This window comes from Actinophytocola sp., from assembly GCF_036378875.1.
Taxonomy (GTDB): Bacteria; Actinomycetota; Actinomycetes; order Mycobacteriales; family Pseudonocardiaceae; genus Actinophytocola.
Genome location: NZ_DASUVO010000101.1, coordinates 259,572 through 282,902 on the forward strand (window position 1 = coordinate 259,572; position 23,331 = coordinate 282,902).

Here is a 23,331-nt window from a genome sequence, read left to right on the forward strand (position 1 = left end):
GATCACTCCATGCGGATCGTCGTCAGACGGGTCGCACTTCTGAGGAACGGCAGCGTCGTCGCGCTCACCAGCAGGCTCAGGGTGAGCGCGCCGGCGCACAGGATCGCGATGCCGGGCCAGTCGACGGACAGCGTCTCGCCCACCTGCTGGATGATCACCGCCGCCAGGCCGACCCCGGTGGCCAGCGCCATCGCCACGCCCAGAACGATGGGGAGCGCGACCTGCCAGAGCAACGACCTGGCCAGGACACTCCTCGGCACACCGCTTGCCGCCAGCACGGCCAGTGGACGACGGCGTTCGCGGATGTGTTCCAGTGCGAGGACGAGCAGGCTGACCGCCGCCAGCATCAGCGTGAAGATCGAGCCCGCGTACAGGCCTGTTCGAACGGAAACGTACGTCTGCTGGTCCACGGTCAGTTCCGGACCTGTGTTGTACGAGTAGACATAGGACTGATAGCGGAAGTCGGCCACCGAGTTGCGGATCCCTTCGAGCTGGTCGTCCGTCAGGTCCCTGGTCACCGTGGCGACCACCGTGGTCGAACCGCCGTCGAGCGCCACATCCTTGAGCGCGCCAGGAGTGACGAGCAGTGGGTCGTAGAGGATCGACTGCTCGGACAGGGTCACATCCTTGAGGTTCTCGGGGATCGTCCAGTCAGCGACCACGTCGTAACGTGGGCGGTCGCTGCCCCCGGCCTCGTCGTACTCGCGGAACTCCAGCGGCTTTCCCGGTTGCGGGCCTTGCGCCCCGCTGTCCCACGACCGGAACACATCGCCGTCCACACAGGACCTGATGTTGGCCAGCGCTTTGATCGCGGCGCAGTCCAGGATCGCGACGCTGAACAGCGGTTCCTCCTCGCCGCCCCGGGAAGCGGTGACGGTCCGCACCGGATAGACACTCCGCACCCCAGCCGCCCCGCCGAGGTTGTCCTGGATCTCACCGGCCAGTGCCGGGTCGGCAATCACACTCACCACCCCGGGGTGGGCGTTGGTGTCCTCGTCCGGTAGGTCGAGACCGTCCTCGACGGACATCAACATCGTCTGCAGCGCGATGGCGCCGGCCAGCACCACGGCCACGCCGCCGACGACCCGTGCCGACGTGCCGCTGTCCAGTTGGAGCCGGCGAATCGCCAGCACCCAGGACGGCGGGCCGCCGCTGGCACGTCCCGCGACCCGTTCCACCACCCAGGGCAGCAGTACCGGCACGCCGATCAGCAGCAGCGTGGCGCCACCGAACAAGGTCCAGGCCCAGGAATCGGACTTGTCGTCCGCTCCGAGCTGTGTCGTCAACAGCACGACGCCGACCGCGATCAACGCGAACCGCCACCATGCCCGCCTGCGTACGGGTTTGGTGTGCCGGACGACGCCCAGCGGCTCGATGATCGTGCGGCGCAACGCGAACAGCGCGGTCATTACCGTGAGGGTCGGGATCAGCAGCACCACGAGCACCGCCATCAGCGGGTCGGGGACCACGTCCGACGCGTACACCTGCTCGCCCATCACGTTGATGTCGTCAGCGAACGGGCGCGCGAAAGCGAAGACAGCGGCGCCGACCGTCAGGCCGATGACGGCGCTCACCAACGACTCCGCGGCCGCGATGCGCCGGACCTGCGACGATCCGGCGCCGACCAGGCGAAGCGCCGACAGCCTGCGATCGCGTTCCGCACCCGCGATCCGGCTGGCCGTGCTGACGAAGACGAACACCGGCAGCAGCAACACGACCGCTCCGATCAGGAGCAGCGCCATCACCGCCGGGTCCATGTTCATCAGCGGTGGCGACACGTTGAAGCCGTACACCTTCTCCGTGTTGTCCCAGTCGGCCACCGTGCTGTCCGCACCGACCCACGCCACGAGATAGCCCGGTTCGACCACCAGGCTCTTGTCGAGCGTGCCGACGATCTTCTCCGGGAACCGTGGGCGCAACAGCTCGCCGTCGGCGGAGCGCAACAGCTCGATGAGGGCGGGTGAGGCGTACATCTCGCCCGGCTTCGGCAGCGTGGGCAGGCCGGCCGGCTTCGGCGAGTCCGGACCGCTGCCCGACACGTAGGTGAGGTTGACGTACTCGTCGCGGAACTTGGTCGACATGGTCCGGACATACGTCGGGGACACGCCCGCGACAGGTTCGGGCGAGTACATGGTCGCGGCCACCCGGGCCATCCGGTTGTTGTTGATCGTGCCGATCGACGCGGCGACCAGCAGCACAGCCGTCGCGACGGCGATCCCCACGACACTCAGCACGAGCCGCGCGATGGAGGTCCGGCCGCTGACCGCCAACCGCACCCCCAGCGTGAGGTCACTGGCCCACCTCACGGCCGCACCTCGCCCTCTCCTCGCAGGCTCCGAGAGGCCGGGTGACGGCCGTTCTGTACCTGATGGTTCGCTCCGCAAGCTCCGCTCACGCGAACTCCACCTGCTTGGTGTGCCCGTCCCGCACGACGACCTCGCGGTTGGAGTACGCGGCCACCCTTGGCTCGTGCGTCACGAGGATCACCGCGGCGCCGGTGTCCTTCGCGGCGCCGGTGAGCAGGCGCATGACGTGTTCGCCGTTCAGCGAGTCCAGCGCGCCGGTCGGCTCGTCGGCGAAGATCACCTTCGGGCCGGTGACCAGCGCGCGGGCGACCGCGACCCGCTGGCCCTGCCCGCCGGACGCCTCGCCGGGCCGTTTGGTGGCGACGTCGGCGACCTCCAGGCGGTCCAGCCACTCACGGGCCTTCGCCTCCGCCACCTTCCTGCGGGTCCCGTCCAGCCGTAGCGGCAGCGCGACGTTCTCCAGGCACGTCAGCTCCGGGACGAGCTGGCCGAACTGGAAGACGAAGCCGAAGTCGGTGCGGCGCAACGCGCTGCGTGGGCCGTCCGGCATGGCGGACAGCTCGCGGCCGTCGTAGACCACCGTGCCCGAGTCGGGGGTGATGATGCCGGCCAGGCAGTGCAGCAGCGTCGACTTGCCGGAGCCGGAGGACCCCATCACGGCCACGACCTCGCCTGCCTGGACGGACATGCTCGCGCCGTCCAGCGCCTTGGTGGGACCGAACGACTTGACGAGACCGGTCGCGACGATCAGCGGTCCACTCATGACGCCCCCTCGCCCGCTGCGTGGCGCCGCAGCGCTTGATGGTTCGCTCCGCAAGCTCCGCTCACGGCTCCGCAGGCTCTGCTCCTCCGGCGCCCTCCGCGGGCTCCGTGGCTTCCTGAATATCGATGATTCGCTCCGCAAGCTCCGCTCATGAGGACACCACCTTCGTGCGCAGCTGGTTGAGGCGGGCAGCGGTCAGCTCCAGCCAACGAAGGTCGGCTTCCAGGTGGAACAGCGCGTGGTCGCAGATCAGCTGGTCGGCGAGATCGCCGTCGGCCTTGCGTGCCGTGAGCTCACGCATGGCACGCAGATGCGCGTGGCGCTGGGCGTCGAGCACGTCCTCGGCGTCGCGCTCCGACATCAGCGCGATGACCACCTTGGTGTAGAGCGTGTTCTGCAGGTACAGCTCCGGCTTCTCCGGCGTGCTGAGCCACTTCTCGACGTCCGTGACGCCCTCGGCGGTGACCGTGTAGCGCTTGCGGTCCGGCCCACCGCCCTGTTCGACGCCGGTCTCGGAGATGAGGCCGTTCTTCAGTAGGCGGGACAGGGTCGCGTAGACCTGGCCATAGTGCAGTGGCCGGTCGTGACCGAAGTGGTCGTCGTACTCCCGCTTGAGGTCGTAGCCATGCCTCGGCCCACGCTCAAGCAGCCCCAGCAGGGTGTGCCCGATTGACATGATCGCGACTATACATGGAGTGTATAGCTACCGCGTATACACCCCATGTATAGCCTTTCACCTGCGGTTACTTAGCAGGCGCAGAGGCAGAACGGGTGACCTGCCGGATCGGCGTAGACGCGGAACGTCCGCTGCGTGTCCAGGTGGCGCGCGCCCAACTCGAGCGCCCGGTCGTGTCCGGCGGGCAGGTCGTCGACGACCAGGTCCAGGTGGAACATCTGTTGACGCTCGGGCTTGGGCCACGTCGGCGGCAGGTAGTCGTCGGCACGCTGGAACTCGACCTTCACCCCCGGCCCGTTGAGCGTCGCCCACCTGTTGTCGTCGTCGACCTCGGCCGCCGACCAGTCGAGGAGCCGTGCGTAGAAGCCGGCGAGAGCAGCGGGATCGGGACAGTCCAGCACGACGGAACCGAAGCGGGGCACGGCGGACACGGTGCTACCTCCTTCATCGCGATAACCAGCAAACAGACTATGCAGGTTACGACAGCCCGCCGCAACCCCCGTCGCGGCTACAGTGGTTGTGTGAGTGACGTGGACCTGGTGATCGACTTCCTGAACACCGTGGACCACGACGCGCACACCGACGTCCTGGACGATCCCGCCGCCTGGCAGAAGTGGCTGGCCGAGCACGAACTGTCCGAGGGAGCCGACGACGTGCGCGCGGTCCGCGAGGCGTTGCGCGCGGCGGTCGGCGATCCGGTGGCCGCCACCTCCGCTTCGGTGTCCGTGACCGTCGAACTGCCGGCCGGCGGCCCGCCTCGGCTGGTCGCGGCCGACGTGACCGGTGCGGTCCTCGCGGCGGCGGCCCGGCTCAGCGTCCGGGGTGAGTGGGACCGCGTGAAGATCTGCGGGGCGCACGACTGCCGCTGGGCCTTCTACGACCGTTCCCGCAACCACTCCCGCACCTGGTGCTCCATGCAGCTGTGCGGCAACCGGGAGAAGGCACGGGCCTGGCGGCGCCGCTCAGAGGAACAGGTGCGCGACCGTGTAGATCAGTAGGCCGGCGAGCGCGCCGACGACCGTGCCGTTGATCCGGATGAACTGCAGGTCCCTGCCGACCTGGAGCTCGATCTTGCGGGACGTCTCCTCCGCGTTCCAGCGCTGCACGGTGTCGGTGATCAGCGTGGTGATCTCGTCGCGGTAGTTGATGACGACGTACGCGGCCGCGCCCTCGACCCAGCTGTCGGCCTTCTCCCTCATCGTGTCGTCGGTGACGAGCCGCCGCCCCAGGGAGATCAGCCCCTCGCGGACACGTTTCCGCAGCTCACTGGACGGGTCCTCGGCGGCGTCGAGCAGCAGCCGCTTGGCCGTCGTCCACGCCGAGCCGATCACGTGCTGGACCTCGGGGTGTTCGAGGACCTGCTGTTTCACGACCTCGGCACGTTCCATCGTGGCCGGGTCGGTCTGCAGGTCCGACGCGAACTCGGCGAGGAACTTGTCGATCGCGAGGCGCATCGGGTGGTTGGGGTCGGTCTTGACCAGCCACGCGAACGACAGCACCTCGCCGTACACCTTGTCGGCGACCATCGAGTCGACGAACTTCGGCGACCAGGTCGGCGCGCGGTCGGACACCACGCGGAGCACCGTCGCGTGGTTGTCCTTCACGTACTCGTAGGCGCGGTCGCACATGAGGTCGACGAGCTTGTGGTGTGTGCCGTCCTCGAACACGCCCGCCAGCAGCTTGCCCAGCGGCGGGCCCCACGGCACGGCCACCACCCGCTTGACCACGGCCTGCTCCATGACCTCCTGGACGTCCTCGTCCCGGAGCACCGCGACCACGCCGCGCACGACGGTCGCCAGTTCCGCGGTCACGCGTTCGGCGTTGTCGGGCTCGGACAGCCAGCCGCCCAGCCGCGCCGAGACCCCGACCCGGCGGAGCCGCTCCCGGACGACCTGCTCGGACAGGAAGTTGACGCCGACGAACTCGCCGAGGCTGTCACCCAGGGCGTCCTTGCGGGACGGGATGATCGCGGTGTGGGGGATCGGGATGCCGAGCGGGTGCCGGAACAACGCGGTGACGGCGAACCAGTCGGCGAGCGCGCCGACCATGCCGGCCTCCGCCGCGGCCCGGACGTAGCCGGTCCAGGCCGGCTCGCCGGGCCATAACGACATGACGACGAAGACCAGGGCAGCGCCCAGCAGGAAGGCCAGCGCGACCAGCTTCATCCTGCGCAGGGCCTGCCGCTTCTCCGCCTCCCCCGGCAGGGGGGCGCCCATGGCTTTGCTCTCGGTCAGTTGCCGCACGACACCATTGTCCGTGAGACTGGCTGACCGTGCGCCGTCCTCCTCTCGTGCCCCGCCTGACCCCGTTCACCTCGACGATCTTCGCGGAGATGACCGCGCTCGCGACCAGGACCGGGGCGGTGAACCTCGGGCAGGGCTTCCCGGACACGGACGGGCCGGCCGGCATGCTGGAGGAGGCGCGCCGGGCCATCGCGGACGGGGTCAACCAGTACCCGCCAGGCCCCGGCCGACAGGAGCTGCGGGAGGCCATCGCCGCTCAGCGCGCCGCCTACGGCGTCGAGTTCGACCCGAACACCGAGGTCCTGGTGACCGTTGGCGCGACGGAGGCCATCGCGGCCGCGCTGCTGGCACTGGTCGACGCGGGTGACGAGGTGATCCTGTTCGAGCCGTACTACGACTCGTACGCGGCGTCGGTCGCACTCGCGGGCGCCACGCGGCGGGTGGTGTCGCTGGTGGACGGGCCACGCTTCTCGGTGGACCTTGACGCGGCGCGGGCGGCGATCACACCACGCACGCGTGCGATCCTGCTGAACTCACCGCACAACCCGACCGGAACGGTGTTCACGCGGGAGGAACTGGCGGGCATCGCCTCGCTGTGCGTCGAACACGACCTGATCGCGATTACCGACGAGGTCTACGAGGCCCTGACCTACGACGGCACGCCGCACGTGCCGCTGTGCACGTTCCCGGGCATGGCCGCGCGAACCGTGACGATCTCGAGCGCGGGGAAGACGTTCAACTGCACCGGCTGGAAGATCGGGTGGGTGTGCGCACCGGCGCCGCTGGTCGCGGCCGTGCGGGCGGCGAAACAGTTCCTGACCTTCGTTGGCGGGGCACCGTTCCAGCCCGCCGTGGCGTACGCGCTGGCCAACGAGTCGGCATGGGTGTCCAACCTGCGGTCATCACTCGAGGTGAAGCGGGACCGGCTGTCCGCCGGACTGGCCGAGGCGGGGTTCGAGGTGCGACCCAGCGCGGGCACGTACTTCGTGTGCGCGGACGTGCGCCCACTCGGCTTCACCGACGGCGCCGAACTGTGCTGGCAGCTCCCCGAACGGATCGGCGTGGCCGCGGTGCCGGTGCAGGTGTTCACCGACAACCCGGACCGCTGGCGCCACATCGTCCGGTTCGCGTTCTGCAAGAAGGACGAGGTCCTGGACGAAGCCATCGAACGCCTACACAAACTGGCCACGTAGCGGCCATCACGGCGGCGGTTCGCACACGAGTGTCCCATTCGCGCGGACTCGCCACCGAAAGTTGTCCACAGGTCCCCGCGACCAGGGGTTTTGTCGGTGCCGCTTGGTACGATGGCCTCGGGGTGGCCCCCCGGGTATGGGTGGGGGATGCCTATGCAACCATCTGTGTTGGCGTTGATCATGAAACCGCTCAAGCGATGTCGGGGCGTTGATCCCCGTGTGGTTGTGCGGGCTGGCGGCGGGCAGAGCCCGCTTCGCGGACGGTTCGACCCGGTGACCGTGCGAGGAAGGATGCGTCCTTCATAACGCCCACGGTGAGGAAGGCTCTCTTCACCGCACCGCCCTCGGCCAGGCAGGGTGCCTGAAGGCACCTTTGAGACGTTCAGCGTCCTCAAGGACACCCTCGAGACTTCGACAGCGGTCAGGGGAGCAGCCAGGCCACGTCCAGGCGGTGGGTCGACAGGCGTGGTTCGCGGCGCGTGAGGCGTAGGCCCGCGGCCTGTGCGTCTGCCAGGACCTCTGGTGGGACCGGGTCCACGCGGCGGAGCAGGCTGGCCAGTGCGGCGAGAAGTCGCAGGTCAGCGGCCGTGTACCTCATTCGGGACCGCCGCCGAGGGCGAGCAGCCGATGGCGCAGCTGGTCCAGGCATCGGCCCCTCGTGCGGCCGATGCTGCTCACTTTGAGCCCGAGGGCCCTGCTGACCTGCACGTACGTCAGCTCCGGCGCGTGTGCCAGCAGGCCGAGCAGTTGGCGGCACCGTTCCGGCAGCGAGCCGAACGCCTGCCACAGCAGCCGATCACGGAGCGTGCGGAACACGGGTGGTTCCTGGTCCGCGCCGGGCACCTCCAGGTCGTCCAGCGGCACCTCGCGGCGGCCCTGCAGCAGGATACGGAGGCACTCGCGGCGGGCGGTCGTCGCCAGCCAGGCCGGCAGGCGGTCGGGTTTGCGGAGCTTCGGGAGGTGTTCGGCGAGCGCCGCCCACGTGTTCTGGGACGCGTCGGCCGCGTCGGCGCCGCGGAGGCGGTGCGCTCTGGTCACCGACCAGACGATGGCCGCGTGCCGGCGCACGAGTTCGTGCCAGGCGTCCTCGTCGCCTGCGCCGGCGCGGGCGATCAACTCGGGCAGCAGCATGGAGTTGTGACGGAGCGCGGGCACGTCCGGACCCCACGCGCGCCCGAATTGAGTAGGACTACCGACAGCGTGACCTGAAGTGATCAACATTGGCCCATACGGCCGATACGGTGCGCTTTTGCCGTCTTTCCGGGTGGAATCGGCAGTGTTGGGGTGCCATTGTCGGGGCCGTGCCAGATAGTGTGCACGTGCATTGTCGGCGTGCGACCCGCATGCCGACTCTCACTGCGTTGACGGACGGTGGTGGTCGCGGTGGAGCTTTCGCGCCTGCTGCGCCGCGTGCTGCTCGTCGCCGCCGTCGCCGTGGCCGGGTGGCTGCTCAGTGCCTTCGCCGCCTCGACGGCCAGTGCCGACGAACTGCCCGTCGACGACGTGCCGGTGCACAGTGGACAGTCCGACGGACTGCTCAGGAATCTCCTCGGCGGCCTCACCGACACGCTCGGCGGCATGACCGACGCGGCCGCCGAGATCACCGACTCGCTGACCGGCGAGCCGGCCGACTCCGTGTCACCGAGCGTGACGCCGCCGGCCCCCGTTGCCGAGACACCGGAGACGCTTCCGGTCGCCGCCCCGATCGGCGAGGTGGCCACAGCGCCCGCCGACGCGCCACCGGCCGAAATGATCTTCGTGCCGTCCACGCCGGCGGTCGCGCCAGCTCGCGCGGTGCCGCCGGTCGTCGTCGTGCCGGTCGTCCCCGTCGCCGCGCCAGCCCTGCCCGCCATGCCGGTGGTCCAGGACCCCGGACCCGACGCCGAGGAACACGCCGCGCAGGGCGGCGGTCACCAGCGCCAACCCGCGAAGGCGCCCACGGCACCGGCTGGCACGGTCACGTTCGCGTCGACGACGCATGACAGCTTCGGCGGCGTCCGCGGCGCCCACGGCGTGCTGCCGGCGCAGGACGTCCTTCACCCGGCCGGCGCCGGGTACACAACGCGCAGTCTGGCGGTGGACGCGGCCGGTCGCGAAGCCGGCTTACCGTCCTCCTCGCCCGACTGAACGGCGCCCACCGCGATGGACACGTCTGTCCTCGAGAGCCTCGACACAGCGCACGCGTGACCTGACCGGTCGAACCCCTTGGACCAAAAGCGCCAACCCCGGCGTCCCCGAACATCTCAACAGCTACCCGACCTGCCGACCGCGCCCGGTCAGGTCGGGACCTGGCCCCGGCGCCGCGATGCCCCCGCGGCGCCGGGGCTCCCCCTCTGACAGCTCGGCTCGGTCGGCACAACGAGGGGCTGTGCCGGCCGGCCCCTAACCGGGCGGTCAGAGGCGCACGTGCGCTGGGTGGCCTGGCCCGGCCGATCGGCCGAAACGTCGCTAGGCCATCCAGCGCACTGCTTTCTACCCTGTATACCGTCTTCAGTCCAGTCATGTGACCGGAATAAGCCCGTTCTCCGCGATCGGGGCACCACTTTCAGCCACTGAGGCGGCGGCAGCCGCCAATCGGCGCGTTGCTTCGCGCAGCACGTCAACCGGTTGGGTGTAAGGCACGCGAAGCCAGCGCTCCATTCCCCCATGTGGGGTAAAGAACGAACCGGGCACCACCCGAACGCCGGAGTTCTGGGCGATCGCCGCGATCCGTGTGCTGACCGGCGCCGGCAGCTCGCACCACAGGCTCAACCCCCCGTCGGGCACGGCGAACCGCCAGTCCGGGAGCTGCGCGCGGACCTCCGTGACGAGCGCGTCGCGATGCGCGGCGAACAGCGCACGACGTTCGAGCAGCGGGTCGGGTGAAACGGCGAGCAGTTCCGCGAGCACGAGCTGCTCGAACACCGGGGTGCCGAGGTCCAGGCCGCGACGGACGGCGGTGAGCCGCGAGATGAGGTCCGCCGACGCCCGGATCCAGCCGGTCCGCAGACCACCCCAGTGCGACTTGTCGCCGGAGCCGGTGGCGAGCACGAGATCGCCGCCGAACGCGCTGAACGGCAGCGGCGGCGAGTCCGTGAAGTCCAGCTCGACGTGCGTCTCGTCGATCACGACCGGCGTGCGGGCCCGGCGGAACGCGGCGGCGAGCCGTTCCCGGCCGGCGGCGTCGAGGCGGTGGCCGGTCGGGTTCTGGAAGTCGACGATGAGGTACGCGAGCCGGGGCGCCACCTGGCGCAGGGTGGCTTCGATGCCGTCCAGGTCCCATCCGTCGTCGGTCATGGCGACGGGCACCGGCACACCGTGGGCGCCGCGCACGGCCTCGATCGCGTTCGGGTACGTCGGCTGCTCGACGAGCACGCGGTCGCCCGGCCCGACGAACAGGCGCAGCACCATGGTCAGGGCGAGGTGGGCGCCGCTGGTGATGAGGATCTGGTCCGGCGTGGTCGGCAGGCCACGCTCGGTGTACCGGTGGGCGACGCGTTCGCGCAGCTCAGGATGGCCCTGCTCGTAGTAGCCGTGTGAGGACAGCTCGGCGGCGAGGCGCGGCAGCACGGCCTCGGCCGCCGCGGAGATGCCGCTGATCGCGGGCGGCACGGCACGGGCGAGGTCGATCAGGTCCGCGGTCTGTGGGTGGTCACCGATGCCACGCCCGACAGGAAGGGCGGCCCACGAGCCGGCGCCGCGGCGGCTGACCACGAGCCCGTCGGCCCGGAGACGTTCCCAGGCCGCGCCGATCATCGTGCGGCTCACGTCGAGGGCGGCGGCCAGCTCGCGTTCCGGCGGGAGGGCGTCGCCGACCGGAATGCGGCCGTCGAGGATGAGGAGCCGGAGCCCCGCGGCGAGGTCGGCGGCACCGTGCCGGGAGCCGTGACGGCGCCAGTTGCCGAGGAGTTGTGCGACACGTCTCGCGTTCACAAGACCAATTCTTGCAGATTGGCCCTTGATATGGGACCAATGAATTGTCAAGCATGGCCACATGGCTTCTCTCGACCTGCGTCCGGTTCCCGTCACGACCTCACCGGTTCGCCGGCTCCCCCAGTTGCTGGGCGGGCTGTGGCTCTACGGCGTGAGCATGGCGTTGCTGATCCGGTCGGGTCTGGGCCTGGACCCGTGGGACGTGCTGCACGAGGCGTTGTCGGAGCGGACGGGCCTGACGTTCGGCACGATCACGGCTATTACGGGCGTGGTGGTGCTGCTGGGCTGGATCCCGCTGCGGCAGCGCCCGGGCATCGGCACGGTGGCGAACATCCTGGTGATCGCGGTGGCGGTGGACGTGACGCTGGCGGTGCTCGCGCCGGCGTCCGCGCTCGCTGTGCGGATCGGGTTCCTGGTGGCGGGCGTTGTCCTGAACGGGCTGGCGACCGCCGCCTACATCGGGGTGCGGCTTGGTCCGGGGCCGAGGGACGGGCTGATGACGGGGTTCACCGCGAGGACCGGCCTGTCGATCCGGCTGGTACGGACGGGGATCGAGCTGACCGTGCTGGCGACGGGTTGGCTGCTGGGTGGCACGGCCGGCGTGGGGACGGTCGTGTACGCGCTGGCGATCGGGCCGGTCACTCAGGCCTTCCTGCCGCTGGTGGCGTGGAGAATGAAGGAGTGAGATGGACGTGCCCCTCGTGCGGTCGCGGTTTCGGACGCCGGAACCAGCCACACGAGTGCGCGCCCGCGTTGACGGTGGAGGAGTACTTCGCCACCGGCCCGGACTTCGAGCGGCCGATCTTCGAGGTGGTGCGGGAGCACGTCGAGTCGCTGGGGCCGGTGTTGGTGGAGCCGGTGCAGGTCGGCGTGTTCTTCAAGCGGTCCCGCACGTTCGCGCAACTGCGCCCGAAGACGCGATGGGTGGTGCTGTCGTTCATCGTGCCGATGGTGGTGGCCGACAACCGGATCAGCCGGCGGGTGACGGTGTCCACGAACCGCACGTACCACGAGACGAAGCTGCGTGAGCCGTCCGATGTGGACGACGAGGTGCGGGCGTGGCTGACCGAGGCGTACCTGTCGTCGCCCGACTAGGCGAAGTGTGCGACCACGAGGGCCTGGTCGTCGCCGTCCTCGGACGGGATCTGGTTCAGCACCGCCTCCGGTCCGGAGTGGACGGCCAGCTCGCGGATCGCGTACCAGTCCGGCACGGCCTCGAGCGTGACGCCGTCGCTGGCCATCAGGGCCGTCGTCACGTGCGCGCGGGGCCAGGTCGTGTGTGCGGCGCTGTAGGCCACGTCGGGGTCGGCTTCGGCCAGGCCGTCCGAGTCGTGGCCGGTCAGCGCGGTCACCCCGTCGTCGATGAACACCACGATCGGGCTGTTGCCCAGCACCAGACCCTCGATCGTGGTCTCGTTCCAGCGCAACACGGCCACCGTGCTGGACGGCGACCTGCCGGGGGTCAGCTCGCGGTCGCGGGCCACCGTCTTGATCGACGCCGCGACGAGGTCCTCGAGGTCGGTGTCCGGATAGCCGGCCAGGCGGCCCGCCAGCTCGCCGGCCAGCCGCGACGCGTACCAGATGCCGGTGGGCAGCGCCGGATCCGGGGCGGTGGCGCCGTCCAGCAGCACCACCGCATGGGGCAGTACGACCACCACGTCCTCGCTCGGCCGGACGACACCGTCCGAGCCGACACCTGGACGCTCGGCCACCTCGATGCGCGGGGTCACGGGCATGATCATAACGTCAACTCAGGTTGACAACCCGGCTCGCGTCAACCTATGTTGACAGCATGACAGAAGCGACCCAGCTCGCCGCCGCTGCTGGGGACCGGGATCCACGGGTCGGCCTCCAGGCGGTCGCGGCGCTACGCAAGCTCCTCGAACGGCTCGAAGCCGTCCAGGTGCGCAACGCCAGGACCAAGGGCTGGTCCTGGCAGGAAATCGCCGCCGAACTGGGGGTCTCCCGCCAGGCGGTACACAAGAAGCACGGGAGGGCGTGACATGTTCAACCAGTTCGCGCGTGCCGCCCGCCTCGCCGTACTCGAGGCGGCCCGCGACGCGCAGAACCGCGCCGCGGCGGAGGTGACCGACGAGCACCTGTTGCTCGCACTGATCAACCAGCCGGAAACGACGTCGGCCGAACTACTGCGGCAGGCCGGGGTGACCTCAGCGAAGGTCGACGCCGCCTTCCGCACCGCGGAGCGAAAGGCAGGCCTGTCCGACGCCGAGGCCGCGACACTGCTGCGGGAACTGGGCATAGACCTGGACGAGGTCGTCGCCCGCGTCGAACAGTCCCTCGGCGAGAAGGCCCTGGTCGGCGTGGCCCGACCACGCCGCCACCACCGGCCCCCGTTCGCCCCCACCGCGAAGGACATCATCCGCGGCGCACTCAGCCAGGCACGATCGCTGCGGCACAAGGAACTGAGCAACGAGCACCTACTCCTCGCGCTCGCCGAACACGAGGGCGTGGCCGGCCAGCTACTCGCCGCACACGGGTTGAGCTACCTGGACGTCCGAGCCCAACTGGCAAAGGCCAGCTGACCGCGCAGCAAGATCGCGTTCATGATTCTGCGGTTAGGCGCTCTGCCTCCGGCGTCCATCAGCGTTGTCCCGAAAGACGCGCTCGTGTCGTTGAACGTCCCCAGCGCGTCGCTCACGACAGCAGCGAAGTCCCGAGCGTCCTTGCTGCACGCGTTACGAACTCGGCGGTGCGCGGAAGGGAGCCTTCCTCACGCTGGGCGTCCTTCATCGCGTTGGCAGCTGGCTGGCACCACCCGCGCGAAAGGACCATTCGTGCGCCCGGGGGCCCCCCGGTTTCCACGCTACTTCGGGGCACCGACGAAATCGGGCTGAGAGTTGCGCGAACGGACCTTTCGCTCGGGTTCGGTCCGGGTCGAGCAGGTTGCGGGTGTCCACGACGACCGGGTTGGCCACCACGCCCGCGAGCTTCGCCCAGTCGAACCCACAGACACGAAACCCGGCCCACGAGGGGCCGGGTGGGTATGGCACCAGTCCAGCCGGGAACCGCCTAGCGGCGGCCGAGGCCGTTCCATGCGAAGCCCGCGCGGCGGAGGACGTCCGGGTCGAGCAGGTTGCGGGTGTCCACGACGACCGGGTTGGCCACCACGCCCGCGAGCTTGGCCCAGTCGAGGCCGCGGAACTCGGGCCACTCGGTCAGTACGACCAGGGCCTCAACGCCCTCGGCGGCGCCGTACGGGTCGTCGACGATTGTGATGCCGTCGAGGTCCGAGCGGACGTCGCCGGAGCGGATTGCCGGGTCGTAGGCCGTCAGCTTGGCGCCGGCCTGGCGGAGCAGTGCCGCCACCGCGAGGGCCGGGGAGTCGCGCAGGTCGTCCGTGCCCGCCTTGAACGTCAGGCCCAGGACGCCCAGCCGGACCTTCGACAGCGAGCCGCCGCGCTTGCCGGTGACCGCCAGGCGGACCTTCTCGACCATCCGTTGCCGCTGACGGTTGTTCGTGTCGATGGTGGCGCGGATGAGCCGGAACTCGAAGTCCGCCGCGTCCGCGAGCTGCAGCATCGCCGAGGTGTCCTTCGGCAGGCACGAACCGCCCCAGCCGGGGCCGGGCTGCAGGAACGCCTGGCCGATGCGCTTGTCGTAGCCCATGCCCTCGGTGACGTCCGAAATATCCGCGCCGAGGCGGTCGCACAGTTCGGCCACCGCGTTGACGTAGGACAGCTTCATCGCGAGGAAGCAGTTGGCGGCGTACTTGACCAGCTCTGCCGACGCCGCGTCGGTGAGCACGGTCGGGGCGCCGAGGCGCGCGTACAGCGCGGCCACCTTCTCCGCGGCGTCCTGCTTGTCGCAGCCGACGACGATCCGGTCGGGGTTGAGGAAGTCGTGGACGGCCGAGCCCTCGCGCAGGAACTCGGGGTTGCTCACCACGGCGACGTCGTCGCGCTCCAGCAGTTCGGCGGTGCGCTGCGCGGTGCCGACCGGCACGGTCGACTTGTTGACCACGACCGACCCGGCGGGCAGCAGCTGCGCGATCTCCTCCAGTACCGACTCGACGACGGAGAGGTCGGCGACGCCGCCCACACCCATCGGCGTCGGGACGCACAGGAACACGACCTCGCAGCCCTCGACGGCCGCGGCCGCGCCGAGCACGAACGACAGCCGGCCGGCCGCGAGCCCGCCCTGCACCAGGTTGGCGAGGCCCGGTTCGAGGATGTCCACCTCGCCGCCTGCCAGGCGCTTCACCTTGTCGGCGTCCACGTCAGCGCACACCACGTGGTGACCGAGCGAAGCAAGGCAAGCACCTGTGGTGAGCCCGACATAACCGGTTCCCACTACCGCGATCCGTCGTACGAACACGGTTCGGACTCCCCTCCTGGCATACGACACGTCCGCAACTGAACCTACATGCGTCGTAACGGCGGACCCCCGACGGCCGACTCAGTGACTGGACAACGGTGCGGTTTCGGGGCCCGCGGGGTCTGCATTCCCAGCAGATAGAGAGAGGCGTGGTGATGGCACGCTTGTTTTGTGCTGCCCGAGGGCTGGTGCGGCGATGAGGATCAGCGTCTTCGGTCTCGGCTACGTGGGCTGTGTCTCCGCCGCGTGCCTGGCATCCCGCGGCAACGACGTCATCGGCGTCGACGTCAACCCCACCAAGGTCGATCTGATCATGGGTGGGAACGCGCCGGTCGTCGAGGAGCGGATCGGTGAGCTGACCGCCGAGGTCGTGGCCTCCGGGAAGCTCCGCGCGACCACGGACGTCGCGTTCGCGGTGGCCAACTCCGACATCTCACTCGTCTGCGTCGGCACCCCGTCCGCACCGAACGGCAGCCTTTCCACCGCCTTCCTGGAGCGGGTGGCTGAGGAGATCGGCGAGGCCCTCGCGCGGCGAGAGACGCGTCACACGGTCGTCTTCCGCAGCACCATGCTGCCCGGCACGTGCCTGAACCTGCTGGTGCCGATCCTGGAGAAGGCGTCCGGCCGCACCGCGGGCGTGGACTTCGGCGTCGCGGTGAACCCGGAGTTCCTGCGTGAGGGCACGAGCGTCCGTGACTTCTTCGACCCGCCCAAGACCGTGATCGGTGAGCTGGACGAGGCCAGCGGGGACGCGGTCGCGTCTCTGTACGACGGGCTGCCAGGGGGCGTGTTCCGGGTGCCGATCCCGGTCGCGGAGATCACCAAGTACGCGGACAACTCCTTCCACGCCTTGAAGATCGGCTTCGCGAACGAGCTGGGCGCCATCTGCGGAGCGCTGGGTCTTGACTCACACCGCGTGATGGACGTGTTCCTCGCCGACCGCAAGCTCAACATCAGCCCCGCCTACCTCAAGCCTGGGTTCGCGTTCGGCGGTTCGTGCCTGCCGAAGGACCTGCGCGGGCTGGTGCACGCGGCGCACCGCGCCGACGTGAGTGTGCCGATCCTCGCGCACGTGCTGCCGTCCAACGAGGAACACCTGAAGCGGGCGTTCGACCTGGTGGTGCGGACGGGTAAGCGCAAGGTCGGGCTGTTCGGGCTGTCGTTCAAGCCGGGCACCGACGACCTGCGGGAGAGCCCGATGGTCGAGCTGGCCGAGCGGCTGCTCGGCAAGGGCTACGACCTCAAGATCTACGACGCGAACGTGAGCATGTCTCGGCTGCTCGGCGCGAACCGCGAGTACATCGAGCAGCGCCTTCCGCACCTCGGTTCGCTGCTGGCCGGCTCGATCGACGAGGTGCTGGCGCACGCGGAGGTGTGCCTGGTCGCCTCCGCCGACCCGGACGTGCTGGCCGCCATCCCGCCCGGCGACGACCGGACGCTGATCGACCTCGTTCGCCTGCCCGATGCGGAAGTTCGCCGAAACGACAAGGGGTATGTGGGCCTTGCCTGGTAGAGCGCTGATCCTCGTCGAGAACCTGTCCGTGCCGTTCGACCGCCGCGTGTGGCAGGAGTCCACGACGCTGCGCGACGCTGGCTGGGACGTGCACGTCATCTGTCCACAGGGGACGAAACGGGACAGGGAGCCGTACGTCGAGCTGGACGGGGTGACGATCCATCGATACCCGTTGGTCGCGGCGACCGGCGGGCCCCGCGGCTACGTCAAGGAGTACGGCGCCGCGCTGTGGCACACGCTCCGGCTGGCCCGCAAGATCGGCAAGGTCGACGTGGTCCACGCGTGCAACCCGCCGGACCTGCTGTACCTGGTCGCGAAGCGGCTCAAGCGGCAGGGCGCGAAGTTCGTCTTCGACCAGCACGATCTCTGCCCGGAGCTGTACTTGTCGCGGTTCGCCGGTCGTGGCGAGGACTTCCTGTACCGGATGGTGTGCCGGCTGGAGCGGGCCACCTACCGGGCCGCGGACGTGGTGATCGCGACCAACGAGAGCTACCGGGACGCGGCGCTCACGCGCGGGAACATGCCGGCGGACAAGGTGTTCGTGGTCCGCAGCGCGCCGGCCGTCGAGCGGTTCCGGCAGGTGCCTGCCGAGCCCGCACTGAAGAAGGGCAAGCCGCACCTGCTGTGCTACCTCGGCGTGATGGGTCCGCAGGACGGCGTCGACTACGCGTTGCGCTCGCTCGCCCTGCTGCATGACCAGCGCCAGGACTGGCACGCGGTGTTCGTCGGCGCTGGCGACACGTTCGACGACATGGTGGCGCTGTCCCACTCGCTCGGACTGTCCGATGTGGTCGAGTTCACCGGCCGTATCCCGGACGAGGACCTGGTGCGTTATCTGTCCACTGCGGACGTCTGTCTGTCACCGGACCCCTACAACCCGCTGAACGACGTGTCGACCATGAACAAGGTCATGGAGTACATGGCCATGAGCCGGCCGATGGTGTCGTTCGAGCTGCGGGAGGCGCGGGTGTCGGCAGGTGAGGCCGCCGTGTACGCGCCCGCGAACGACGAGGTGGAGTTCGCGAGGCTGACGAGCCGGCTGCTCGACGACCCGTCGGAACGCGAACGGATGGGCAAGATCGGCAAGGAGCGCGTGGAGGGACCGCTTGCCTGGGGGAACTCACAGAAGGCGCTGCTCGCGGCCTACGAGGCGGCGATCCGCGCATAAGCGGCAAGTTTGACCAAGAGTAACCGTCGGGGTGTAACCAAATCGCGGTTCGCCGCGACGGGACTCGTGAGGCGCCGGCCCCGCTCAGGTGCCGAAGTACCTCGAAAGGGGGCCCGACGCGGTGAATGACGACACGGCACGACTGACCATCATCTGGCGTGTGCTGCGCCTGAGATGGCGGTTACTCATCGTGATCGCAGCGTTGGGTGCGTTGGTCGGGGCGGGCGCGTCGATGGTGTTCTCCCCCGGCTACCAGACGTCCACGAGTGTGCTGTTGCAGGGCCCGCGCGACCCCGACGAGCTGATAACCGAGGCGCAGGTGGCGCAGAGCTCGGTCGTGCTGGACCGGGCCGCCGGCGCGTTGAAGTGGGGGGTGTCCGGCGCGGACCTGGCCGACCAGGTGACCGCCGCCGTGGCCGACGGCAACATCATCGCGGTCACGGCGATGGCCGACACCCCGGAGCACGCGCAGCAGCTCGCGGACCGGGTGGCGCAGGAGTACGTGACGTTCTCGACACAGCTGCTGGCGTCCACATCGGACGCGTCCGCGCAGGTGTCGCAGGAGCAGCAGCAGACGTTGCGGCAGCAGATCATCGAGACCAACCAGCGGATCTCCGAACTGCACAACTCGGCAGGGCAGGGGCAGACGATCGACAGCGTGGGCGTGCGGACCGAGCTGGAGCAGCTGCGGACGGCGCTGGCCCAGGCGGTGGCGAAGCTGGACGAGCTGGACACGGCGACCGGCCAGGCGAAACTGGTCGTGATGGGCCCGGCGGAACGTCCGGTCGGCCCGGCGGCGCCGTCGATGACGCACTTCGTCGCGGGTGGCGCGGCGCTGTTCTTCCTGCTCGGCCTGTTCGGGCATCTTCTTTCGGCCCGCACGGACCAGCGGCTGCGGGACGAGGCGGGGATCGTCGCGGCGCTCGGCACCAGTGTGCTCGGTGGGGTCGACGTGCCGGAGGTGCCGGACGTGGACGCGCCGAAGGGTCTCAAGCAGCGGGTCCGGGAGTTCCTGCTCGGCGACCGGCCGTGGCACCTGGCGGAACTGCCGACCGCACCGGACGACGCCGCGCTGGACATCCGGTACCGACGGGTGCTGTCCCGGCTGCGCGAGCACCTGCCGCCGGGGCGGGGCCGGGTCCCGGTGTTGATCGCCGGCGACGACGAGGCCGCCGCCCGAGCCGCCGCCCGCCTGGACGAACTGGCCGACGGCCTGCGGCTGACGGTGTGGCCGGTCGACGCGGCCCGCCCCGCCGTGCCGGACGACCCGGCCCCTGGCGTGCTGGTCGTGATCACCACCAGCACACGCACGGGCTGGGAACTAGTCGGCATCGCGGAGGCCTGCGCGGACGCCGGTCAGGAACTGCTCGGCGCGGTCGTCACACACAGAACCCAACCGGTGCCCGACGAAGCACGTCCGGAGCCCGCGCTGGCAGGTGCGCGATGAATGTCCCATTCACGCGGCCCGCGGGGGGCCCCCCGTTTTCCACACTACCGGCGGGCACTGACAATTCTGCCGCTCTTGGGCTGGTTGTCCACAGACCCGCTCCCACGAACCCGAGCGAAAGGACCCTTCGTGCACTGAAAGGCCCGGAGGTTTCGGAAGGCATTGACGGCCCCGCCGCACTTGGCCCGCCTGTCAAGGGAGCCAGTTCCACCAACCCGAGCGAAAGGACCATTCATGCGCCCGGGGGCCCCCCGGTTTCCACGCTACTTGTCGGGGCCGACAGAACTCGGTGGGTTGGGGGCACGAATGGACCAATCGCTCGGGGTTGGTCGGCGATGGTGCTGGGCGGTGGACGGTGACCGGGAAACCTGATGCGCCGCAGCATCTTCTCGACTTCGCTCGGCTTTGGGTCGCGATTCGGCGTGGGCGGCGGGTGTGGCTTGCGTTCGCCATGCTCGGGTTGCTCGGCGGGGGTGCGCTCACCGTGCTCATGCCGCCCGCGCCCACAGCGGTGACGCGGATCCTGGTCGTGCACGAGCAGGACGGGCCGTCCGACGGGGGCATGCTCATCCGCACCGACGTGGCGCTCATGACGACGACCCGGATCGCCGCCCAGGCGCTCGACAAGCTCGGGTTGGCGCAACAGGAGCAGCCGGAGGAGTTCCTCAAGCAGTACGAGGTCGTCGGGCTCACCAACAACATTCTCGAGTTGAGCGTCGAGGGGCCGACCGGGGCCGAGGCGGCGCGTCGGGCCAAGGCGCTCGCCGAGGTGTTCATCGCCGACCACATTGGACGGATCAAGTCCGCGGCCGCCGCCGAGGCAAAGGCGTTCATCGACCAGCGTGGTCAGGTGCAGGCTGAGCTGGACCAGGTCAACGTGGAGATCTCCGGCGCCGAGGCCGCTGCCGCGCAGGAGAACGAGGACGAGGCGCCGCCGTCGAACGCGGCCACCCTCGACACGCTCTACGCCCGTCGCGCCGAGCTGACCAACCAGATCACCCAGCTGACCCAGCAGGCGCAGGAGGCCGGGATCGGTGCGCCCCGTGTCGAGGCCGGCACGCAGATCGTGGACGCGCCGCGGGCCGTGAAGGTCTCGCTCACGTTCACCGGGGCCACCAACGCCGGCATCGGCTTCGTGCTGGGTCTTGTCCTGGGCGTCACGCTCGCCGCGGTCACCGGTGTCGTGCGGGACAAACCCGTGCTGCGCAAGGACATCGCCGAGCATCTCGGTGCGTCGGTCATCGCGGAGGTGCGGCGGCGCCGGTTCCTGCCGAGCAAGAAGGCGGAGCGGGAACGCAAGCGGGTCGCGGCGACGCTCGTCCGGCTCGTGCGGGACGGGTCCGGGCCCGTGTCGGTGCTGGAGCTCGGTGCGGCGCCGCTTGCCAGGACCCTCGCCACAGATGTGGCCACCGAACTCGCCGGCGACCGGGCCGTGGTGTTGGTGGCGGAGGACGCGGAGCGGTTCAAGGCGGTACCGGACGGGGTGCGGGTCATCGGGGCCGACGACACGAGCCCTGCACGGTCCGGCGAGGCACGCATCGGCGTCGGGTCGGTCGCGCCCGGCGCCGCGTGGACCGACCTGCCGCACCTCGGCGGCGAGACGCTGCTGGTGGTGAAGGCCGGGCACGTGAACACGACGTGGCTGCACACCGTGGCCAGCCAGCTCGCCGACGCCGGCATCCCCGTCGTCGGTGTCGTGCTCGCCGACCCCGACCCACGCGACAAGTCCGACGGCACCCTCTGGGACGGCCTGCACACCGCGCTGCGCGGTCGCGCCAAGCACAAGAACACCCTCAACGACATGAGCACGAACGTGCACGACCTCCCCACCAAACGGTTCTCCCCGGTCCGTTCTGGCAAGAAGGAAGGCTGAGACATGTGCGGCATCGCAGGTGCCTACCTGTGGCCCGACGGCGGGCCGGTGACCGACCGGCTCACCAAGATCCTCGCGCACCGCGGGCCGGACGGGTCGGGCCGGTACAGCCACGCCGCCGGCGATGGCGAGGTGCACCTCGGGCATCGCCGGCTGTCGATCATCGACCTGACCGAGACCGGCGCGCAGCCCATGGTCGCCGACGGTCTCGCGTTGACCTACAACGGTGAGCTGTACAACGCGCCGGAGCTGCGGCGGGTGCTCGAGGCCGAGGGCGTCCGCTTCCGCGGCACGTCCGACACCGAGGTGTTGTTGCGGGCGTGGCGGCGCTGGGGTGTCGACTGCCTGCCACGGCTGCGGGGCATGTTCGCGTTCGCCGTGTTCGACGAGCGGACCGGTGAGCTGACGGTGGCCCGTGACCAGCTCGGCATCAAGCCGCTGTTCTACGTGCGCCGCGGCGCCGGGCTCGTGTTCGCGTCCGAGCTGAAGGCCCTCGCGACCGAGCTGGGTGACCTGACCGTCGACGACGCCGCGCTGGTCGCGTCGCTGCTGTACTACTGGGTGCCGGACAGCCGCTGCGCGTACCGGGAAGCGGAGAAGCTGCCGCCGGGCAGCTGGCTTTCGATCAAGCCGAACGGCGAGGTCGCGCGGGGCACCTACTGGTCGCTGCGGGACGTCGCCGCCGAGGCACAGCACGTCGGGCACGTCGACCTGGCGGCGGTCGTCGAGGAGTCCACGAAGGCGCACCTGCTGTCCGACGTGCCGGTCGCGACGTTCCTGTCCGGTGGGCTCGACTCCAGCTACCTGACCGCGCTCGCGGCCCGGCACAGTCCCGGGATCTCCGCGTACACCATTGGTTTCCGTGCTGAGGACGCCAAGTTCGAGGCCATGCCGGACGATCTGAAGTACGCGCGGATCGTGGCCGAGAAGTTCGGTGTGGACCTGCACGAGATCGAGATCGCGCCGCAGGTGCTCGACCTGCTGCCGAAGATGACCTACCACCTGGACGAGCCGATCGGTGATCCGGCGGCGATCAACACGTTCCTGATCTGCACGGCCGCTCGTGAGGCCGGTGTGAAGGTGATGTTGTCCGGGATGGGCGCCGACGAGCTGTTCGCGGGCTACCGCAAGCATCTCGCGAACACTCTCGCCCTGCGGTACCAACAGGTGCCGTCGGCGGTTCGGCGTCCCGTCAAGTCCGTTGTGGACCGACTACCCGTCGCGACGGCGAAACGCGGCTACCGTTCGGTGCGATTCGCCAAGAGGTTCCTGTCGTTCGCGGAACTGCCGGAGGAAACCGCTTTCCGGCGTAGTTACACGATGTACGACCGGACGGAGCTGCGTGACCTGCTGAGCCCCGACCTCGGCGCGACGGTGGACGACGTGCTGACCGAGCACGCCGACACGTATCACGACAACTCGCTGTCGGACTTCGTGAACCGGATGTGCCTGGCGGACGCCCGCCTGTTCCTGCCCGGGCTGAACCTCACCTACACGGACCGGTCGAGCATGGCCGCGTCCACCGAGGTGCGGGTGCCGTTCGTGGACGTCGAGGTCGTGAAGGCGGCGTTCGCGCTCCCCGGTGCCGCGAAGATCGCGCGCCGACAGGGAAAGGTCGCGCTGAAGAAGGCGGCCGATTCGATCCTGCCGAGCGAGATCGTGTACCGGCCGAAGGGTCTGTTCTCCGCGCCGCTGCGGGCATGGATGAGCCGCGACCTGGCTCCGCTGGTCCGCGAGGTGGTCAACGACGGTCTCCTGGTGCGCAACGGGTTCCTGCGGCGGGAGGCCCTGCAGCAGCTCGTCGACGAGGACGCGACCGGGCAGCAGGACCGATCGAAGCACCTCTGGCACGTGTTGACGCTTGAACACTGGTACCGCGCGGCCACCGACAAGTAGAAGGAA

General features: G+C 69.7%; 22 protein-coding genes. 12 read left to right on the top strand and 10 right to left on the bottom strand.

What is annotated here, in order from left to right; genetic code table 11:
• Positions 1–2 precede the first annotated feature (2 nt).
• The 4 genes from VF106_RS30390 to VF106_RS30405 all read right to left on the bottom strand — a co-directional run bounded on the left by VF106_RS30390 (position 3) and on the right by VF106_RS30405 (position 4,176).
• On the bottom strand, positions 3–2,306 hold the full coding sequence (locus VF106_RS30390) for an ABC transporter permease (RefSeq protein WP_330843301.1): 2,304 nt from the start codon (positions 2,304–2,306) through the stop codon (positions 3–5).
• A gap of 85 nt (positions 2,307–2,391) precedes the next feature.
• A complete protein-coding gene (locus VF106_RS30395) occupies positions 2,392–3,069 on the bottom strand; it encodes an ABC transporter ATP-binding protein (RefSeq protein WP_330843302.1) in 678 nt (225 codons plus the stop codon).
• Between the two features lie 148 nt (positions 3,070–3,217).
• Entirely contained in the window at positions 3,218–3,745 is a 528-nt protein-coding gene (locus tag VF106_RS30400; RefSeq protein WP_330843303.1) for a PadR family transcriptional regulator, read from the bottom strand.
• Positions 3,746–3,816: 71 nt separating this feature from the next.
• A complete protein-coding gene (locus VF106_RS30405; RefSeq protein WP_330843304.1) occupies positions 3,817–4,176 on the bottom strand; it encodes a VOC family protein in 360 nt (119 codons plus the stop codon).
• A 39-nt stretch (positions 4,177–4,215) separates the two neighbouring features.
• Between VF106_RS30405 and VF106_RS30410 the strand changes: the two genes are divergently transcribed.
• The gene (locus VF106_RS30410; RefSeq protein ID WP_414639098.1) at positions 4,216–4,743 is read left to right on the top strand and encodes a CGNR zinc finger domain-containing protein; all 528 of its coding nucleotides are present in this window, start codon (positions 4,216–4,218) and stop codon (positions 4,741–4,743) included.
• On the opposite strand, the gene VF106_RS30415 is transcribed toward VF106_RS30410, so the two are convergent.
• Positions 4,708–5,988, bottom strand: coding sequence for a DUF445 domain-containing protein (locus VF106_RS30415; RefSeq protein ID WP_414639099.1), 1,281 nt, complete (start codon positions 5,986–5,988; stop codon positions 4,708–4,710). The two genes, VF106_RS30410 and VF106_RS30415, sit on opposite strands and share 36 nt — an antisense overlap.
• Before the next feature lie 29 nt (positions 5,989–6,017).
• Between VF106_RS30415 and VF106_RS30420 the strand changes: the two genes are divergently transcribed.
• Positions 6,018–7,181 carry a pyridoxal phosphate-dependent aminotransferase gene (locus VF106_RS30420; protein WP_330843306.1) on the top strand — a complete coding sequence of 388 codons (1,164 nt, stop codon included), beginning with the start codon at positions 6,018–6,020 and terminating at the stop codon, positions 7,179–7,181.
• 421 nt (positions 7,182–7,602) lie between these two features.
• Here VF106_RS30420 and VF106_RS30425 read toward each other — a convergent pair whose 3' ends face one another.
• Entirely contained in the window at positions 7,603–7,779 is a 177-nt protein-coding gene (locus tag VF106_RS30425) for a hypothetical protein (RefSeq protein WP_330843307.1), read from the bottom strand.
• The gene (locus VF106_RS30430) at positions 7,776–8,336 is read right to left on the bottom strand and encodes an RNA polymerase sigma factor (RefSeq protein ID WP_330843308.1); all 561 of its coding nucleotides are present in this window, start codon (positions 8,334–8,336) and stop codon (positions 7,776–7,778) included. The genes VF106_RS30425 and VF106_RS30430 overlap by 4 nt, the downstream gene beginning before the upstream one ends.
• A 228-nt stretch (positions 8,337–8,564) precedes the next feature.
• Between VF106_RS30430 and VF106_RS30435 the strand changes: the two genes are divergently transcribed.
• Positions 8,565–9,308, top strand: coding sequence for a hypothetical protein (locus VF106_RS30435; protein WP_330843309.1), 744 nt, complete (start codon positions 8,565–8,567; stop codon positions 9,306–9,308).
• Positions 9,309–9,680: 372 nt separating this feature from the next.
• On the opposite strand, the gene yczR is transcribed toward VF106_RS30435, so the two are convergent.
• Positions 9,681–11,093 carry a MocR-like transcription factor YczR gene (yczR, locus tag VF106_RS30440; protein ID WP_414639100.1) on the bottom strand — a complete coding sequence of 471 codons (1,413 nt, stop codon included), beginning with the start codon at positions 11,091–11,093 and terminating at the stop codon, positions 9,681–9,683.
• Between the two features lie 61 nt (positions 11,094–11,154).
• Between yczR and yczE the strand changes: the two genes are divergently transcribed.
• Both yczE and VF106_RS30450 read left to right on the top strand, forming a co-directional pair.
• The gene (gene yczE, locus VF106_RS30445; RefSeq protein WP_330843311.1) at positions 11,155–11,778 is read left to right on the top strand and encodes a membrane protein YczE; all 624 of its coding nucleotides are present in this window, start codon (positions 11,155–11,157) and stop codon (positions 11,776–11,778) included.
• Positions 11,779–11,852: 74 nt separating this feature from the next.
• Positions 11,853–12,188, top strand: coding sequence for a DUF5655 domain-containing protein (locus VF106_RS30450; RefSeq protein WP_330843427.1), 336 nt, complete (start codon positions 11,853–11,855; stop codon positions 12,186–12,188).
• On the opposite strand, the gene VF106_RS30455 is transcribed toward VF106_RS30450, so the two are convergent.
• A complete protein-coding gene (locus tag VF106_RS30455) occupies positions 12,185–12,823 on the bottom strand; it encodes a hypothetical protein (RefSeq protein ID WP_330843312.1) in 639 nt (212 codons plus the stop codon). The two genes, VF106_RS30450 and VF106_RS30455, sit on opposite strands and share 4 nt — an antisense overlap.
• Positions 12,824–12,885: 62 nt before the next feature.
• On the opposite strand from VF106_RS30455, the gene VF106_RS30460 reads away from it, so the two are divergent.
• Positions 12,886–13,095, top strand: coding sequence for a helix-turn-helix domain-containing protein (locus VF106_RS30460; RefSeq protein ID WP_330843313.1), 210 nt, complete (start codon positions 12,886–12,888; stop codon positions 13,093–13,095).
• A 1-nt stretch (position 13,096) separates the two neighbouring features.
• The gene (locus VF106_RS30465) at positions 13,097–13,636 is read left to right on the top strand and encodes a Clp protease N-terminal domain-containing protein (protein ID WP_330843314.1); all 540 of its coding nucleotides are present in this window, start codon (positions 13,097–13,099) and stop codon (positions 13,634–13,636) included.
• A gap of 487 nt (positions 13,637–14,123) precedes the next feature.
• Here VF106_RS30465 and VF106_RS30470 read toward each other — a convergent pair whose 3' ends face one another.
• Positions 14,124–15,428, bottom strand: a complete 1,305-nt coding sequence (locus tag VF106_RS30470; protein ID WP_330843315.1) for a UDP-glucose dehydrogenase family protein — start codon at positions 15,426–15,428, stop codon at positions 14,124–14,126.
• Between the two features lie 196 nt (positions 15,429–15,624).
• Here VF106_RS30470 and VF106_RS30475 point away from each other — a divergent pair, with 196 nt between their 5' ends.
• The 5 genes from VF106_RS30475 to asnB all read left to right on the top strand — a co-directional run bounded on the left by VF106_RS30475 (position 15,625) and on the right by asnB (position 23,325).
• Positions 15,625–16,941, top strand: a complete 1,317-nt coding sequence (locus VF106_RS30475) for a nucleotide sugar dehydrogenase (RefSeq protein WP_330843316.1) — start codon at positions 15,625–15,627, stop codon at positions 16,939–16,941.
• Positions 16,922–18,109: a glycosyltransferase family 4 protein gene (locus tag VF106_RS30480; protein ID WP_330843317.1), complete on the top strand. Its 1,188-nt coding sequence runs from the start codon at positions 16,922–16,924 to the stop codon at positions 18,107–18,109. Before VF106_RS30475 ends, VF106_RS30480 begins: the two co-directional genes overlap by 20 nt.
• A gap of 121 nt (positions 18,110–18,230) precedes the next feature.
• Positions 18,231–19,556 (top strand): YveK family protein, encoded by a 1,326-nt coding sequence (locus VF106_RS30485; RefSeq protein WP_330843318.1) that lies wholly within the window; start codon positions 18,231–18,233, stop codon positions 19,554–19,556.
• A gap of 355 nt (positions 19,557–19,911) precedes the next feature.
• On the top strand, positions 19,912–21,429 hold the full coding sequence (locus VF106_RS30490) for a Wzz/FepE/Etk N-terminal domain-containing protein (RefSeq protein WP_330843319.1): 1,518 nt from the start codon (positions 19,912–19,914) through the stop codon (positions 21,427–21,429).
• A 3-nt stretch (positions 21,430–21,432) separates the two neighbouring features.
• Positions 21,433–23,325, top strand: coding sequence for an asparagine synthase (glutamine-hydrolyzing) (gene asnB, locus VF106_RS30495; protein ID WP_330843320.1), 1,893 nt, complete (start codon positions 21,433–21,435; stop codon positions 23,323–23,325).
• Positions 23,326–23,331: the final 6 nt, after the last annotated feature.

Bases quoted from the DNA above. Each gene is read 5' to 3' on its own strand.
- VF106_RS30395 (WP_330843302.1), bottom strand. From the start codon at position 3,069: ATGAGTGGACCGCTGATCGTCGCGACCGGTCTCGTCAAGTCGTTCGGT.
- VF106_RS30400 (WP_330843303.1), bottom strand. From the start codon at position 3,745: ATGTCAATCGGGCACACCCTGCTGGGGCTGCTTGAGCGTGGGCCGAGG.
- VF106_RS30410 (WP_414639098.1), top strand. From the start codon at position 4,216: ATGCAGGTTACGACAGCCCGCCGCAACCCCCGTCGCGGCTACAGTGGT.
- VF106_RS30425 (WP_330843307.1), bottom strand. From the start codon at position 7,779: ATGAGGTACACGGCCGCTGACCTGCGACTTCTCGCCGCACTGGCCAGC.
- yczE (WP_330843311.1), top strand. From the start codon at position 11,155: ATGGCTTCTCTCGACCTGCGTCCGGTTCCCGTCACGACCTCACCGGTT.
- VF106_RS30460 (WP_330843313.1), top strand. From the start codon at position 12,886: ATGACAGAAGCGACCCAGCTCGCCGCCGCTGCTGGGGACCGGGATCCA.
- VF106_RS30465 (WP_330843314.1), top strand. From the start codon at position 13,097: ATGTTCAACCAGTTCGCGCGTGCCGCCCGCCTCGCCGTACTCGAGGCG.
- VF106_RS30475 (WP_330843316.1), top strand. From the start codon at position 15,625: ATGAGGATCAGCGTCTTCGGTCTCGGCTACGTGGGCTGTGTCTCCGCC.
- VF106_RS30480 (WP_330843317.1), top strand. From the start codon at position 16,922: ATGTGGGCCTTGCCTGGTAGAGCGCTGATCCTCGTCGAGAACCTGTCC.
- asnB (WP_330843320.1), top strand. From the start codon at position 21,433: ATGTGCGGCATCGCAGGTGCCTACCTGTGGCCCGACGGCGGGCCGGTG.